9 protein-coding genes, 1 tRNA gene and 4 pseudogenes are annotated in these 14,392 nt (G+C 52.2%); 5 read left to right on the forward strand and 9 right to left on the reverse strand.

All coding sequences use genetic code 11. The features are described from left to right. Window positions 1-470 (reverse strand): annotated as a pseudogene (locus GA0061070_RS20050) (IS4 family transposase); the annotation flags it as partial. Here GA0061070_RS20050 and GA0061070_RS25225 point away from each other — a divergent pair. Beyond that, complete coding sequence (locus tag GA0061070_RS25225) at window positions 435-665, forward strand: hypothetical protein (RefSeq protein WP_167353604.1); 231 nt, start codon at window positions 435-437, stop codon at window positions 663-665. The pseudogene GA0061070_RS20050 and the gene GA0061070_RS25225 sit on opposite strands and share 36 nt — an antisense overlap. A gap of 15 nt (window positions 666-680) precedes the next feature. Here GA0061070_RS25225 and yejK read toward each other — a convergent pair whose 3' ends face one another. Next, the gene (yejK, locus tag GA0061070_RS20055; RefSeq protein ID WP_090137777.1) at window positions 681-1,688 is read right to left on the reverse strand and encodes a nucleoid-associated protein YejK; all 1,008 of its coding nucleotides are present in this window, start codon (window positions 1,686-1,688) and stop codon (window positions 681-683) included. 132 nt (window positions 1,689-1,820) lie between these two features. On the opposite strand from yejK, the gene GA0061070_RS20060 reads away from it, so the two are divergent. The 3 genes from GA0061070_RS20060 to GA0061070_RS20070 all read left to right on the forward strand — a co-directional run bounded on the left by GA0061070_RS20060 (window position 1,821) and on the right by GA0061070_RS20070 (window position 3,981). Continuing rightward, window positions 1,821-2,048 (forward strand): YejL family protein, encoded by a 228-nt coding sequence (locus GA0061070_RS20060; RefSeq protein ID WP_090137779.1) that lies wholly within the window; start codon window positions 1,821-1,823, stop codon window positions 2,046-2,048. Between the two features lie 18 nt (window positions 2,049-2,066). Next, on the forward strand, window positions 2,067-3,827 hold the full coding sequence (gene yejM / locus GA0061070_RS20065) for an LPS biosynthesis-modulating metalloenzyme YejM (protein ID WP_090137781.1): 1,761 nt from the start codon (window positions 2,067-2,069) through the stop codon (window positions 3,825-3,827). A 77-nt stretch (window positions 3,828-3,904) separates the two neighbouring features. Continuing rightward, a tRNA-Pro gene (locus GA0061070_RS20070) sits at window positions 3,905-3,981 on the forward strand. 70 nt (window positions 3,982-4,051) lie between these two features. Here the strand turns inward: GA0061070_RS20070 and GA0061070_RS20075 are convergent. The 5 genes and pseudogenes from GA0061070_RS20075 to mqo all read right to left on the reverse strand — a co-directional run. Then, a pseudogene (locus GA0061070_RS20075) lies at window positions 4,052-4,375 on the reverse strand (transposase); the annotation flags it as partial. A gap of 244 nt (window positions 4,376-4,619) precedes the next feature. Continuing rightward, window positions 4,620-5,069 (reverse strand): lysozyme inhibitor LprI family protein, encoded by a 450-nt coding sequence (locus tag GA0061070_RS20080; protein ID WP_090137784.1) that lies wholly within the window; start codon window positions 5,067-5,069, stop codon window positions 4,620-4,622. A gap of 302 nt (window positions 5,070-5,371) precedes the next feature. Continuing rightward, on the reverse strand, window positions 5,372-8,350 hold the full coding sequence (locus GA0061070_RS25815) for an autotransporter outer membrane beta-barrel domain-containing protein (RefSeq protein ID WP_090137787.1): 2,979 nt from the start codon (window positions 8,348-8,350) through the stop codon (window positions 5,372-5,374). Between the two features lie 65 nt (window positions 8,351-8,415). Then, window positions 8,416-9,000, reverse strand: coding sequence for an ESPR domain-containing protein (locus GA0061070_RS20090; RefSeq protein ID WP_090137789.1), 585 nt, complete (start codon window positions 8,998-9,000; stop codon window positions 8,416-8,418). A 901-nt stretch (window positions 9,001-9,901) separates the two neighbouring features. Continuing rightward, entirely contained in the window at window positions 9,902-11,557 is a 1,656-nt protein-coding gene (mqo, locus tag GA0061070_RS20100; RefSeq protein ID WP_090137792.1) for a malate dehydrogenase (quinone), read from the reverse strand. A 223-nt stretch (window positions 11,558-11,780) separates the two neighbouring features. Between mqo and GA0061070_RS20105 the strand changes: the two are divergent. Continuing rightward, a pseudogene (locus tag GA0061070_RS20105) lies at window positions 11,781-12,042 on the forward strand (SulP family inorganic anion transporter); the annotation flags it as partial. 60 nt (window positions 12,043-12,102) lie between these two features. On the opposite strand, the gene mgtE reads toward GA0061070_RS20105, so the two are convergent. Together mgtE and GA0061070_RS20115 are read right to left on the reverse strand one after the other, a co-directional pair. Next, on the reverse strand, window positions 12,103-13,539 hold the full coding sequence (gene mgtE, locus GA0061070_RS20110) for a magnesium transporter (RefSeq protein ID WP_090137796.1): 1,437 nt from the start codon (window positions 13,537-13,539) through the stop codon (window positions 12,103-12,105). A 144-nt stretch (window positions 13,540-13,683) separates the two neighbouring features. Next, window positions 13,684-14,335 (reverse strand): annotated as a pseudogene (locus GA0061070_RS20115) (hypothetical protein). Between the last annotated feature and the right edge of the window lie 57 nt (window positions 14,336-14,392).

Raw genomic sequence — 14,392 nt, forward strand, 5'->3', positions numbered from 1 at the left:
ATAATCACCCGTGCTTTCGGGTTAATCGCCCCGGCAAGAGCGTTAAGAAACGCTTTCTGGATACAGGCGTTTTGTTGTTTTTTTGAAGGGACAATCCAGCTCAGTAATGGAATGGAGCGCCCATCACAAATCAGACTGGCACGAAGGACATGAAATTCCTGAGAGGGATAGCCGCTCCAGTCTACCGCGACGACGCACAAAGAGAATCTGTTCGTCAGCATTGAGATAATATTTTTAAAAATAAGAGGAATATCGCGATGCAGTGACGCGTTCCCCAGTAAGCGATCTACGCGTTTAATTTTATTTTTAACCTGAGCAGCGCCGGGTAAATAACGGCCAATACTGGTCAGTGTCAGAGAGGCACCGTTGGTAAGAGCAACAGTAGCGTCCAGCAAGGCATTTTGCCTGTATTTGTGAAAGGGGGCTAAAGCATTATGGAAGAATTTCTGACATACTCGATAAGCAGGCATAGAGGTGATCTCATTGAATTGGTTGCACAATCAGTAGATCACAAAATTCTATGCCTGTCTTTTTTTACCCGCCCATTACTGGGGATCCCTCAGCGCTCCGGCGGGTTTTTTTATGCCTCATCAACGTTGATAAACGGCTCGCTGAGTCATACGGCGGCTCACGTCGTGCGTATTAAAGAAAACCTGCCCGAATGAGCAGGTTTTAGCCGATTACTTCCCGCCGGTGAATCGACGTTGCAGTTGATCGCGCAGGTTCGGCGGCGTGCCTTTAATGGTCAGCGTATCCGTAGCCGGATCCCAGAAGATGCGTTCGCCCAGCAGCAAGGCATCGAAGTTGATCGTCAGACCGCCGCCGCTGCCGGCAAATTTGGTCAGCTGTCGCAGGGTGCTGCGATCCGCCGGGAAACTCTCTTCCAGCTCATAGCCCTGGCCTGCGGTAAATTCTTCGAAGCTTACTTCGCTGACGCCCGCCAGCTCTTTAGAGAGCGATGCCAGTTCAATCTCTTCACCCGCCTGCAACTGCTCATTGCAGTAAGTATAAACCTGCTGGCGCACTGTCTGGCGTTCTGATTTATCCAGTTCGGCCTGCGCGGTAAAGTCGTCTACCGCCTGCAACAGCCCGCGGTTTTGCACTTTCGCGTTCAACCCTTCGCTGGCACCGAGGAAATCCATAAAGAAGTCCGCGACCTTGCGACCTACCCGCCCTTTCAGGAAGGTCAGATAGCGGGTTGATTCCGGATTGGTCTCCCACTCGGTTAAATCAATGCGCGCCACGATATCAGCATGATTAATATCGAGATAATGTGTCGAACTGATGTCGAGATTTTCATTGACGCGCATGCTGCTTAAGTTATTCAGCACCGCCACCAGCAGGTACTCCACCGCCAGGTAACGGTAGTGGCAAAACAGCACAATACCGCCATCGGCAAACGGATATTTCGCCAGTTCATCACGCAAGCGCCCGGTTGCCGCGCGGCTGAAAGCAAGGAACTCCTCCTCACCCCGACGCTGAAGGCGCAGCGCCTGCGCCAGTTCGCTCTCTTCGTTAAACAGACCGTAGGCTTTATTTTTGGCACTGTATACCCGATGCAGTTCCGCCACCATCTCTTCGACAGGTGCGGTCGGTTCCAGCAAAGAATCGCGCAGCACCAGTTCAAGGGTTTGCTCATCACGTTTGATAAGCTGGTGCAGGGCAATCTGGTTGATATCCAGACTCATGATAAACTCTCCTTTTAGACGGCGGTATTCAACCACCACCAACGCGACTGTGCAACTGCTGATAAAAAAGCAGAAAAAAAGCGATTGCTACGGTAATATGTTGCCCTTTCATGAGTAAACAGATTCCGATTTATGCCACAAATCTCCCGTTATAGTGATGAACACGTTGAACAGTTGCTCAGTGAGCTGGCAAACGTACTGGAAAAACACAAAGCCCCGACCGATCTCTCCCTGATGGTGCTGGGCAATATGGTGACGAACCTGATCAACACCAGCATCGCCCCTGCTCAACGTCAGGCGATCGCAAAATCATTCGCTCAGGCGTTACAATCGTCGATTGGCGACGACAAAGCGCATTAAGGAAAATATCGACAGTTTATGGTGACCAATCGTCAGCGCTACCGTGAAAAAGTCTCCCAGATGGTAAGCTGGGGGCACTGGTTTGCGTTGTTCAACATTTTGTTGTCCATCGTTCTCGGTAGCCGTTATCTATTTGTCGCCGACTGGCCGACTACCCTCGCCGGGCGTATCTATTCTTATCTCAGCGTGGTTGGGCATTTCAGCTTTCTGGTGTTCGCCACCTACTTGCTTGTGCTCTTCCCGCTGACGTTTATTGTTATGTCGCAGCGCCTGATGCGCGTGTTGTCCGCGCTCCTTGCGACGGCGGGCATGACGCTGCTGCTGATCGACAGCGAAGTATTTACCCGTTTCCACCTGCATCTTAATCCCATTGTCTGGGAACTGGTGATTAACCCGGACCAGAACGAAATGGCGCGGGACTGGCAGCTCATGTTTATCAGCGTGCCTGTGATCCTGCTGATTGAGATGCTATTCGCCACCTGGAGCTGGCAGAAGCTGCGCAGCCTGACGCGCCGTCGTCACTATGCCAAGCCACTGGCCGCCTTTTTCTTCGTCGCCTTTATCGCCACGCACATGATGTATATTTGGGCCGACGCCAATTTCTACCGCCCGATTACCATGCAGCGCGCTAACCTGCCGCTCTCTTATCCTATGACCGCGCGCCGTTTTCTGGAAAAACACGGTTTGCTGAATGCGCAGGATTATCAACGCCGACTGGTAGAACAAGGCAACCCTGAAGCCGTCTCCGTACAGTATCCCTTAAGCGATCTGCGCTACGCTGATATGGGTTCTGGTCAGAATGTGCTGCTGATTACCGTTGATGGCCTCAACTATTCGCGTTATGAAAAACAGATGCCGCAACTGGCCAGCTTTGCGCAGCAAAACGTCAACTTTACGCAGCATATGAGTTCCGGCAACACCGCCGACAATGGCTATTTCGGCTTGTTCTACGGCATCTCGCCGGGTTACATGGACGGCGTACTGTCGGCACGTATTCCGGCTGCGCTGATTACTGCCTTTAACCAGCAAGGCTACCAGCTTGGCTTGTTCTCTTCGGACGGCTTCAGCGGCCCGCTCTACCGCCAGGCGCTGCTCTCCGATTTCTCATTGCCAGCCGCGCAAACGCAAAGTGACGAGAAGACCGCCTCGCAGTGGATCAACTGGCTTGAACATTACGCGCAGGATGATAACCGCTGGTTCTCGTGGATTTCGTTGAATGGCACGGCATCTCTGGACAGTTCACAGCCAAACTTCGCCCGTAAATACAACCGTGCGGCGGCAGATGTTGATGTGCAAATTGGGCGCGTGCTGGATGCGCTGCGCACGGCCGGCAAGCTGGACGATACGGTGGTAATTATCACCGCTGGCCACGGCATCCCTGAAAGCCAGGCAGACGATAGTTTCGAATGGTCGCGCAGCAGGCTGCACGTTCCGCTGGTCATCCACTGGCCGGGCACACCAGCGCAGCGCATCAATACGCTGACGGATCATAAAGATGTGATGGCTACGCTGATGCAACGGCTGCTGCATGTCAGCACGCCAGCCAATGCCTGGTCACAGGGGCAGGATCTGTTTAACGTGCCGCGCCGCCATAATTGGGTCACCGCTGCGGGTGGCGACACGCTGGCGATAACCACGCCGGAGATGACGTTGGTACTGAGCCCTAACGGCAATTACCATACCTGGAATGCACAGGGCGAGAAGATCCGCGATCAGAAACCGCAGCTCAGTTTGTTGCTGCAAGTGTTAACGGATGAAAAACGTTTTATCGCTAACTGATTGATTAATTATGAATCACTTAGGTGCCCCACTGCTTGCAATCAGCAACGAAAAGGGTACTATTAGCGCCAACGTGTCGGCACGTAGCGCAGCCTGGTAGCGCACTGTCATGGGGTGTCAGGGGTCGGAGGTTCAAATCCTCTCGTGCCGACCAAAAATCCCCAACTAAACCAGCCTATTACGGCTGGTTTTTTTATGCCTGCGATTTGCTCAAAGTAAAACACATACAGGGCTAAAATCTGGCTGTCCATCTGCGTGATGCGCGTCTGATGCTTCTTAATCAGCTGGGGTTCGAAGGTATTTCGATGTGTTCAGTTCGATCTCGCGGTAATCGCACAGCAGTGTTTTCGACGAGTAGCCATTGCGGGTGTTTGAACCTGTTTTGGGCGTATTTTTCTCATGCCCGGGATGGTGTCGGTGAGCTCAGCATTGAGCGCCGTTTCGACGGTTAATTTCGTCAGCATCCGGGAAAACTGATTGAGGCCGGCTTCGGTTTTAAGGCCTTTAGCCTGTTAAGCCGCCAGTGCTTTGAGTTTCTTTTCGTCCATAATTTGCCTGCCTCCGTTGTTGGAGTGAACATATCAAAAACAGGCAGATACACAATTTAAATTACAGTCTCGCATTTGCGCAAAAGTATCAACCTTCCCGATCCGGTTTGATCCGCATTTAAATTGGTTGCATCTCAAAACCGGATCCTAACGTCATTGAACCCACCAGATTCATAACGGATAACATCTGGATGATAACCTCATCCATGACCTAATTTTCCCGATGCAGGTATGAGGGATTTACTCAGTTAGCTGGTGGCAATCCCATCTGGGCAATTTCGGCTGAGTGGTTTTTATTCAGATTAATTTGGCACTGGTCAATATATGACTGATAGTCGTATGCGTCTTCGTCAAGTTCTGTTGCTACAGACAGGCAAAGTTGAGTTCGGTAATCCCTCCATGTCTTTTGCGCATCCAGAAAACGGCGGCTGTACACTTCACCGGATGTTTCTTTGCTGGTTTCTTTACCGTTAAAGGGGCCGATATTGTTGGCTTTAATTCTCTTGACAGTATCAGTTATCAGCGCATCCAGCGCTTTATTGCTGGCATCTTTTTTGGCCGATAAACAGTTATATGCGGCCGGTATGTCCTCATTCTGTTTAAAACAAGAGTCACGCTCCGGCCCGGATGACAATTCAGCCCGCGCGATGACAGGTACAATGAGGGCGACCATTAGGATTAAGACTTTTTTCACTGGAGATACCTTATTCTGTTTCTGTGGCTTTCGTAGGTCATGTATGTAGGACTGCTTTTGATATGTGTTATTAGTACAGCCACCCAGGGAACTGCTGGTGAGACAGCAGGTTTCTTCACACTTATTACTACATACTGGCTGAAACAATCACAGGAACAGCCTCGTGTCGCACCACAAAATTACTGACAGGCTCGCATTTCCCGACGATACCGTTTTTCGGTGCCCTCTTTATCATCTGATGCGGTAACCACCCTGGATGGTTACCGCTAAGCAAATGCATTAACACTGAATGCCCTGCAAGCTCAGAAGTTAACTTTGAAACCGACCATAGCTACGCTGTCATTGTAACCCTTGTCCCCGATCTGAACCCCCACATTGCCCCACAGATTCAGATGCGGATTTATCTGACCTTCCACCCCCAGTTTGACTTCGCCCAGATTACGCGCTCCAGCCTGGCTGATGCTAACACCATTCATTCGGCTGGCGAAGTTGCGTGTATTGTGCAGCCAGTTGACCTCGATAAACGGCTGGAATTCACGCCCCTTCTCGTCATCCATCTTATTATGCCCCTTCAGATAGGTCCTCACGCCAAGGCGGGTCTGGATATTGCCATCGCCCTCTCCCTGTACAAGGGTACCATTGTCCTCTCGATGATCGTCCGCCTTCACGCCCATCCAGGTAATTTGCGCCTGAGGCTGGATATACCATGCATTCAGCGAACCCAGACTTCCCGCGAACTCACCCAGTTTGTAGCTATAGCCGCTTTCCACGGATGCTGTCAGCCCTCTGGATTTATACGATTCCTGCGCCAGTTCATCACCGTGGACGTGGTTGTTAAACCAGCCATACTGCGCCCAGCTGTCAATATACAGCCCATTGTGGTCGACATCATTGGCGTACCAGGTAGCATAAACACCGAGGCTATAGCCGTCGAGCGTACCTTTTGAACCGTAGCCAGTGACCGAAGAACGGGTATGGCTGCTGCCATAACCATAACCAGCCATCAGTCCCAGATGCAGTCGATCCAGACCGTCTGTCGACCATTGTGCCACATCACCACCAAGCTGGATCACATAGCGGTTATCCTGGGTTTTCAGCTGGCCGCTGCCGTCATGCCAGTTGTTATGTTCGCCGATCTGACGCAACCACATGCTGGTTACCTTTTTCTCACCAGTCAGTGCGTCAATGTATTGCGTTTCCCCCAACCGGTCGTGCAGACGGGTGTTGAACAGGGTATTGGCCGCCGCCATGTTCGCGGTGTAACTGCCACCTTCTGGCCGCAGATCCGGTGCTGAGATATCTCCAACGATGAAAGTCTGCTCAGAGGGGGTATTAACCTCTGACTCAATGACCGGAATCTGTGTGATCCGCCGGTTGGTCAGATACCAGTTACTGCTATTACTCCCTTGACCGCGCCCCAGCGAGTATTCATAGGCCCCGGCAACGATACGCCCGGCCTGAGTAAACTCTCCACTCGAAATACCGTTGATATGAATAAGTTCGATCCCGTTAAGGGTCGGCGCACCACTACCGCCTGCATTGCTAACGCGGACTGCGGTAGTCCCGGCACTATCGCCGGTTATCACCAGTTTGTCGGTAACCGAACTATCATCGCCCAGTACAGTGTTCAGCGCCAGCAACGAGCCAGTTTCACCAGTATAATTGCCGTTGATGGTCAGTGTCTGCCCGGGTATGGTGTTCTGCCACTTGATCAGACCAGCATTGGTTACGTTGCCGGTGAGAGTACCGCCCAGGCTGTGGTTGAGGGTTGAGGTGGCATCAATACTGACATCTCCGGTAACATCAAGCGCAACCGGGCTGCTCAGCGTCGAGGAATTCTGGATAACCAGCCCCTGCTGGCTGCTGCCGGAGCCGGTAACCAGTGCCGCATCGCCGCTAAAGGTGACGTCAGACCCCGTCAGCGTGACCGTTTCCCAGTTCTTCATAATTGAACCGGCCAGGCTCTGGGAGGTGTTTTCAAACGTCAGGGTGTTAGTCGCAGCGGTGGCGGTGCCGAGAATATCGGTGACAGCGGCATCTGTGCTATTGCCGCCATCGAGCACAGTCGCACCAGAGATATCCGCCGTACCCTTGATGATCATCGCATCGTTACCTTCGCCCAGCAATACCTGCCCCACCAGTCTGGAACCGTTGTTCATCGTCAGCGTGGCATTACCTGCGCCATCCCTTACCGCCACGCCTGATGTCGCTGAGACGAGAGCGCCGCTGTTGAGAATTATGCTCACGGTATTAGCCGTACCTGATGTGTCAATGCCCGCACCAGTGCCGCCGGTCACTGTACCCGCGATGCTGGTGGTGGTGGTGGTGCCGTTGTTGATGGCCTCAATACCGTTTGTGCTACCGAGGATGGAGCCCGCAGTCTGGCTGATGACAAGATCGGTGGCCGAGGCATCATTGAAAGCATAGATCCCATCACCGCTGATGGGATTCTGAGTGCTGGGAACGGTAGTGCCCTCGCCGCGGATCATACCGCTTGAGGTTATGCTCGTCTGGCCGCTGCCGTAGTTGTAGACGCTGATACCGTTCTGGGTACCACTGATTCTATCAGCAACAGTAACGGTAATATCGGTCCCCCCGGGAGAACCGTTATAACCATTAGTGATATAAAGGCCGTCACCTCCTGCACCGCTAATGCTACCGGTGGTCTGAGTCACATTGGCGGCACCATGGCCTAAATTGTAGAAAAATACACCGTAGCTCCCACCGCTGATATCGCCGCCACTCTGCGTAAGGGACAGAGCCTTATCTGTAAACAGACTCATTGCAAGAACACCGATACCGTTACTGTTCGTCCCAATGACGCTGCCCGAGGTATTAATATTTATTGCGCCACTTTGCGATCCATTCTGAACCAGAAGCCCACAGGCACCTCCACTTATAGAGCCCCCCGTCTGGGTAATGTTCATATTGCCGCTTGAGCCAGTTTGCAGAACGAAGAATCCGCCAACCAGACCTGCATTAGTGGTACCAGCAAGGGTGATGTTAGCGTTTCCGGTTCCGTTGTGCGTTAGCTCAATACCCCGGCTGGCACTATTGACCGTGTGGCTGCTGCTCTGGGTCAGCGTGGTGTCGGTCACTGTACTTCCCGTCGTTACATCAATCCCCGCGTAAGTGGCATTAATGGTACCATCACTGAGATTAACAGTGCTACTGCCGGTACCCAAGTTATAAAATAGAAGACCGAATTGATTGGCATTGATGGTACCAGCCGCCTGATTGAACGTTACATCTGATCCACCTGTGTTTGCGGGCGTATACATATAAACGCCTGCACCCCAGCCCGTTACTGTGCCGCTACTGGTGACAGTAGAGGTGCCTGACTCATTTATAGCACTAATGCCAGTCCCCCCCCCCCCGAGATATTGCTGGTTACCCCCGAGGTAATGTTAAGGGCACTGCCATAGCTGTCAGCGCTGACCCCAACAGTGCCACCAGAGAGTGTACCGTCAATATTGAGAATGCTGGTGCCTGTACCGTTATTTTTTGCTACAACAGAAGACCCAGTCATCGTTGCAGTGATGGTGCTGCCTGCTGCCTGGGTGAAGAAGAGATCCCCACTGCTGGCGGTAATGCTAAGCGCATCAGCGTTGCTCACCGTACTCTGGAAGGTCGTATCGGCCGTCACATTCAGTGTCGGGGCGGTCAGCGTCTGGTTTACGGTAGTGACACCGGAACAGATGTAGGTTCCACCTGCCCCTGAACATGATGCCCAGACGGGCCCGGCGGTGAACAATCCCCCCATCGTCAGTAAGGCCGTAAAAAGCCTGAACAACTGCCGCGGTAAGCCTGGTACGCCCCTCGCCCCCGTGTGCGTTAACGGACCGGTTTTGCCGTGTGAGCGGGAAATCTCGCTGACTGCCACCCAAATGCCGAGAGAGGCATTGTATTTGGTTCTATAGATTTTGTTCATATTAGACTCTCTTATATGCTATTCGCCTATAAAATGGGTGATGCACTGTTCCTGTAATGCGCTTCTGACGGTTACTTACGTAGATAACGGTCCGTAATTCTGTAGATCAGTAACCAGGGTATTATTGGACAAGCCATGAATTACGGGCGGGGAAGACCGATCAGCGGGGATCGGCGAACTTAATTCATGATGGGAAGTAGTGAGTGATGTGTTATTAAACATGTTGATGACTCCTTGATTATCGTCCCCAGAAACCAGGCCACAATTAAAATATTTCAAGAGCCAAACAATGAACCACGCAATAAAATGCAACAAAAAAACACACAACCTTTACATGTTTAAGATATACATTTAACTTAGGTTTAATATTAAGCGCATCACAAATAACCACTAAAAATATGTGGCTTCTTTAGACCTCGAATATGAACCACGTGGCTGCCTGGAATATGGAACCGGTAACTCATGATGAGAACTCCAACAATCCCACTGAGTGTGATGGTGGAGAGCCTAAGCGGTAGTGACCTGCGGCATGCCCACAAGGTGATGTAACCCGCTGACAACGGGGATTGAGGCCAGATCACTAAGCCAAGATGATCCTCAAGATTGAGTGCTGAAAGGCTGGCATTATGGGAAGCGCGCGTGCCTTACCCGGAATTAATATCCGGGCATGCCACTGCCCCTGTTTATAAAACCGGACGGCAAGCATTTGGAAGATGCTGTGATGCGCTGGTGGCGTATGAAATACGATTTCTGGCAGGTAGAAAAAATAAGGCTGCTAAGTTACTCTTCCGTGGCATTTTAAATGCCCGGAATAGTTTTGCTAAATATCAGGCATCCATCACTGGCAGGTAAATAAAACCGCAACGCATCCGTTACGGTTTTATTTTTTCGGGAAAGGCAATTACAGCGCAATATCCGCAACTGTCTCGCCGTCGTTGTGCGGCTGGGTCGTTGGCCTCTGCACCGGTGGCGTGGCATCGGCCACCATAGACTCGTCGCATTTCAACCCAAGGATCTCGCTGGTGTAGCGCAACTCGGCATCGGCAGCTTCAATATTGCCGTTAAGTTGCGTACCAAAAGAGGGAATGATCTCTTTTAGCTTCGCCTGCCAGGCTGCGGAAGCAAAGCGTTCAGTAAACACTTTTTCCATCAGCCCAAGCATAATCGGCGCCGCGGTAGACGCCCCCGGCGAGGCGCCCAGAAGCGCAGCAATGGTACCTTCTTTATCACTCACCACTTCGGTGCCGAGGCGCAGTACACCGCCCTTCCCGGCTTCACGTTTGATGATCTGTACGCGCTGGCCCGCCTGCCACAGACGCCAGTCCTCTTTCATCGCCAGCGGGTAATATTCCCGCAACGCATCAAAGCGGTCATCTTCGTTTTGCAGTACCTGGCTGACCAGATATTTTACCAAGTTAAAGTTGGTCATCCCCACCGTCAACATCGGCAGAATATTGGATGAGTTGGTAGATCGCAGCAGATCCCACAGCGAGCCGTTCTTCAGGAAACGTGTCGAGAAGGTCGCGAACGGTCCGAACAACAGCACACGTTTACCATCAATAATGCGGGTATCAATATGTGGAACCGACATCGGCGGTGCGCCAACGGTCGCCTGACCATAGACTTTTGCCAGATGGTGGTTGACCACATCCGGGTTCTCCGCCACAAGGAACTGGCCGCCAACAGGGAAACCGGCATAGTCTGCCGCTTCTGGAATACCGGATTCTTGCAGCAATTTCAGCGCCGCGCCACCTGCGCCAATAAAGATAAATTTCGCTTTTACCACGCGCTCGCCGCCGCCTTTCAGGTTACTGAGCGTCACGCTCCAACTGTTATCGGCATTGCGTTTTAGGCTGCGAACTTCCGTGCTCAACTGCAAAGAGAAGTTCTCTTTTTTCTGTAATGAACCAATCATCTGACGCGTCAGCTCACCGAAGTTAACGTCGGTACCAATCTCGGTGCGGGTAGCAGCGATTTTTTGCTTCGCATCACGCCCTTCCATCACCAGCGGCGCCCACTGTTTGATCTGCTCGGGATCTTCGGAATAGCGCATACCACGGAACAGCGAACACTGCTGCAATGCTTTGTAACGAGCACGCAGGAAGTTCACATTGTCATCGCCCCAGACGAGGCTCATATGCGGTACGGTGTTGATAAATGAGCGCGGTTCGCGCAGCACACCAGTTTTGACCTGATGGGCCCAGAACTGGCGAGAAATACGGAACGCTTCGTTGATTTCAATTGCTTTTTTTATGCTGACAGTGCCATCGGCCGCGCGTGGCGTGTAGTTCAGCTCCATTAAAGCAGCATGGCCCGTACCGGCGTTGTTCCAGCCGTTCGAGCTCTCTTCCGCCAAGGCATCCAGCCGTTCCACCATCGTAATCGACCAGTCGGGTTCGAGATCCTGAAGCCAGGTACCCAATGTGGCACTCATGATCCCACCACCGATTAAAAGCACATCTGTTTCCTGCTCTTTCGATGCGGACACTTTTGCTGCCTTTGAGACAGCATTTAGCCCGACAGCCATCGAAAACAGCCTGGCAGTCATTTTTTTCATGGTATTAATGCCTTACTTTTAGTGCTGTTTTATTCGCATTTATTGAGGGTAAAGTAGTTAACCCTCCTAACGTAGCACTTAAGAAGTGAGATTTAAATAATGTTTAAACATTAAATATTCATTGTATAAATGTTGCTAATAAGTTGATTTTCCAGATTAGATTTAACACTTATTGTTGACCCACAGCGGTTAAAATCTGCTATTATTTTGCGCTTTGCCAAATGCACTGATGCCGGAAGTAGCCTCTTTCCCGGTGATTGCAGGTGTCGACCCAAAAGTGAGCCTGGTTACCTTTGGTAATGCTATGCCTGAGCCGATCTTTTTTGGGGAATGCCCTGTGATGGTAACGGCGGCAGCGAGGTCAGTCTCTCTGGTTATCGATCACAAGGTTAATCAACACAATCTGGAATATATATTCCGGCAGTTTTACTGGCGGGATGATTCAAATTCTCTTCAGCCTGACGGATACGGCGCGACTGATGCGCTTATTCCTCATGCGATGATGCTGACGCTTACGCCGCCGAAGTGGCATAAGGCAGCAAACGTTACAGCAAAAACAGCGTCGCCAGCCCAAGGAAAATAAAGAAACCGCCAGTATCCGTGATCGCGGTAATCATCACGCTGGAGCCAACCGCCGGGTCGCGCCCCAGCCGGGTCATGATCATCGGGATCAATACTCCCATTAACGCCGCCATCAGCAAGTTCAGCACCATCGCCAGCGTCATAACACCGCCCAGCGCCGCATCGTCGTACAACCACCATGTGATGCAGCCCATAATGCCGCCCCACACCAGACCGTTAATCAACGCGACGCCAAGTTCACGCATAATCAGGAAAGCAAGGTTGCCCGGCTGAATGTTTTGTAGCGCCAGCGCGCGCACAATCATGGTAATCGTTTGGTTGCCGGTATTACCGCCAATCCCGGCGACAATCGGCATCAACGACGCCAGCGCCACCAGTTGCGAAATGGTGTGTTCAAAACCGTCGATCACGCGCGAGGCGATAAACGCCGTACATAAATTGATAGCCAGCCACGCCCAGCGGGTTTTTACCGCTTTACTTACCGGAGCAAACACGTCTTCTTCAGCGCTCAAACCGCCCATCTTGCGCAAATCGTTGTCAGTCTCTTCATAGACCACATTGACGATCTCATCGATGGTCAGACGGCCTATCAACATTCCGTTATCATCGACCACTGCCGCGCTAAGCAGGTTGTCACGCTCGAAGGTTCGCGCCACTTTTTCCGCGTCCTCTTCCGGAGAAAAGGCCACCGGATCCGCATCCATTACTTCGCTGACCCGCCTCCCGGCGGCATTGAGCAAAATGGTTTGCAACGCCAGTTCACCCATCAGCCGGTTATCGCGGCCGATAACAAACAGTTTGTCGGTGTTGTCTGGCATTTTGCCGAGCCGTCGCAGATAGCGCTGAACCGCCGCCAGCGTCACTTCAGAGCGCACGGTGATCACCTCGAACTCCATGATCGCGCCGACGCAGTTTTTGCCGTAGCGCATCACTTCCCGCATGCGGTTACGCTCTGCACGCGGTAACGTCGCCATTAAACGTCCGGTCAGGTTACGCGGCAGATGCTGCACCAGCCAGATTTGATCGTCGATATCCAGCGTTTGCAGCGCATCGAGCAGTGCGCGGTCGCTCATCTCATCAATCAGGTCATCCCAGACATTTTCCGAGGCTTCAAGCAGTACTTTACCGCGTTTATCATCGCTCACCAGACGCCATAATGCGTGGCGCTCATCCACTGGCAAGGCCTCCAGCGTATCGGCGAGATCCGGTGGCGGCAAATGGGAGACCAGCGCGTTAACCTCCGCCAAATCCTGCTCCAGCGCGGCGCTGTCAACCTGCTCAGCGAGGGTGAGTTGTCCGAGCAGCGAGGCGGTAAGCGGTTTATGGGTGATCAGCAACCAAATCAGGCGCGCACGCTCCTCTTCGCGCAGTTTGACGCTGTTTTTTTTGCTTAATGACATTAGCCGTTCCCTGAATGCAAAGCGCCCTGAAACCGGGGCCGAATAGACTTAAGCATAGCGGCAGCTTTTGTAAAAAATAATAAGCGCTGGGGCGTTTGGCGAAAAAAGGAGCGAATGTCCCCTCGATCGAAGGGGACGCATTGCTCAGGCAGTGCGGGAGACTGCGTCACGGGAAGCTTGCGCACGCTCGTCACCGACCAGCTCAGTCAACAGACCATTGCGCATCTCCAGTAGACGTTCGGCGTGAGTAAAGTAGTGATCGTCGTGGCTGATAGCAAAAATGGTTTTCCCCATCTGTTGCATCAGCGGCAACAACACCTGGTAGAAGTCGCGGCGGAAATGGGGATCCTGATCGGCAGCCCATTCGTCAAGCAGCAGAATATCGCGTTCTTCTGCCAGTGCCAGCAACAACGCCACGCGCTTTTTCTGCCCTTTTGAGGGCTTCAGATTAAGGAGCTTGCCGTTGTTCAGTTCGCCATCTTCAACTGATCCAGCCACTAATGCGCTCCACCGGCGTATCGAGGATCCGTTTGATAAATTCACTCCGCAGGCGGTAAACGAAATGATGGCCGAGCGTGGTCAGAGCCAGTTGCGAGCCGAGTGTCACCGCCATTAACAGCAGCAGCAAGCCGAGAAATTCCGGCAGCACAGTCAATGACATATCGACGGTTTCGATCAGACGCTGGTTAATAAAAGCGATCAGCCCGATGCCCAATGCGGCGCTGGCAAGGGTGAGCGCCAGTACCGCCACGAATGGCCAGCGATACTGCCGCCAGACAAGGAGAAGGAGTTCCATAACAACGGCCCGGTCAACAAAAACAGCCAGCAGTTTAAACGGCCACTACTGTACATC

Source organism: Kosakonia oryziphila (assembly GCF_900094795.1).
GTDB lineage: Bacteria > Pseudomonadota > Gammaproteobacteria > Enterobacterales > Enterobacteriaceae > Kosakonia > Kosakonia oryziphila.

Bases quoted from the DNA above. Each gene is read 5' to 3' on its own strand.
- GA0061070_RS25225 (WP_167353604.1), top strand. From the start codon at position 435: ATGGAAGAATTTCTGACATACTCGATAAGCAGGCATAGAGGTGATCTC.
- yejK (WP_090137777.1), bottom strand. From the start codon at position 1,688: ATGAGTCTGGATATCAACCAGATTGCCCTGCACCAGCTTATCAAACGT.
- GA0061070_RS20060 (WP_090137779.1), top strand. From the start codon at position 1,821: ATGCCACAAATCTCCCGTTATAGTGATGAACACGTTGAACAGTTGCTC.
- yejM (WP_090137781.1), top strand. From the start codon at position 2,067: ATGGTGACCAATCGTCAGCGCTACCGTGAAAAAGTCTCCCAGATGGTA.
- GA0061070_RS25815 (WP_090137787.1), bottom strand. From the start codon at position 8,350: ATGTATACGCCCGCAAACACAGGTGGATCAGATGTAACGTTCAATCAG.
- GA0061070_RS20090 (WP_090137789.1), bottom strand. From the start codon at position 9,000: ATGAACAAAATCTATAGAACCAAATACAATGCCTCTCTCGGCATTTGG.
- mqo (WP_090137792.1), bottom strand. From the start codon at position 11,557: ATGAAAAAAATGACTGCCAGGCTGTTTTCGATGGCTGTCGGGCTAAAT.
- mgtE (WP_090137796.1), bottom strand. From the start codon at position 13,539: ATGTCATTAAGCAAAAAAAACAGCGTCAAACTGCGCGAAGAGGAGCGT.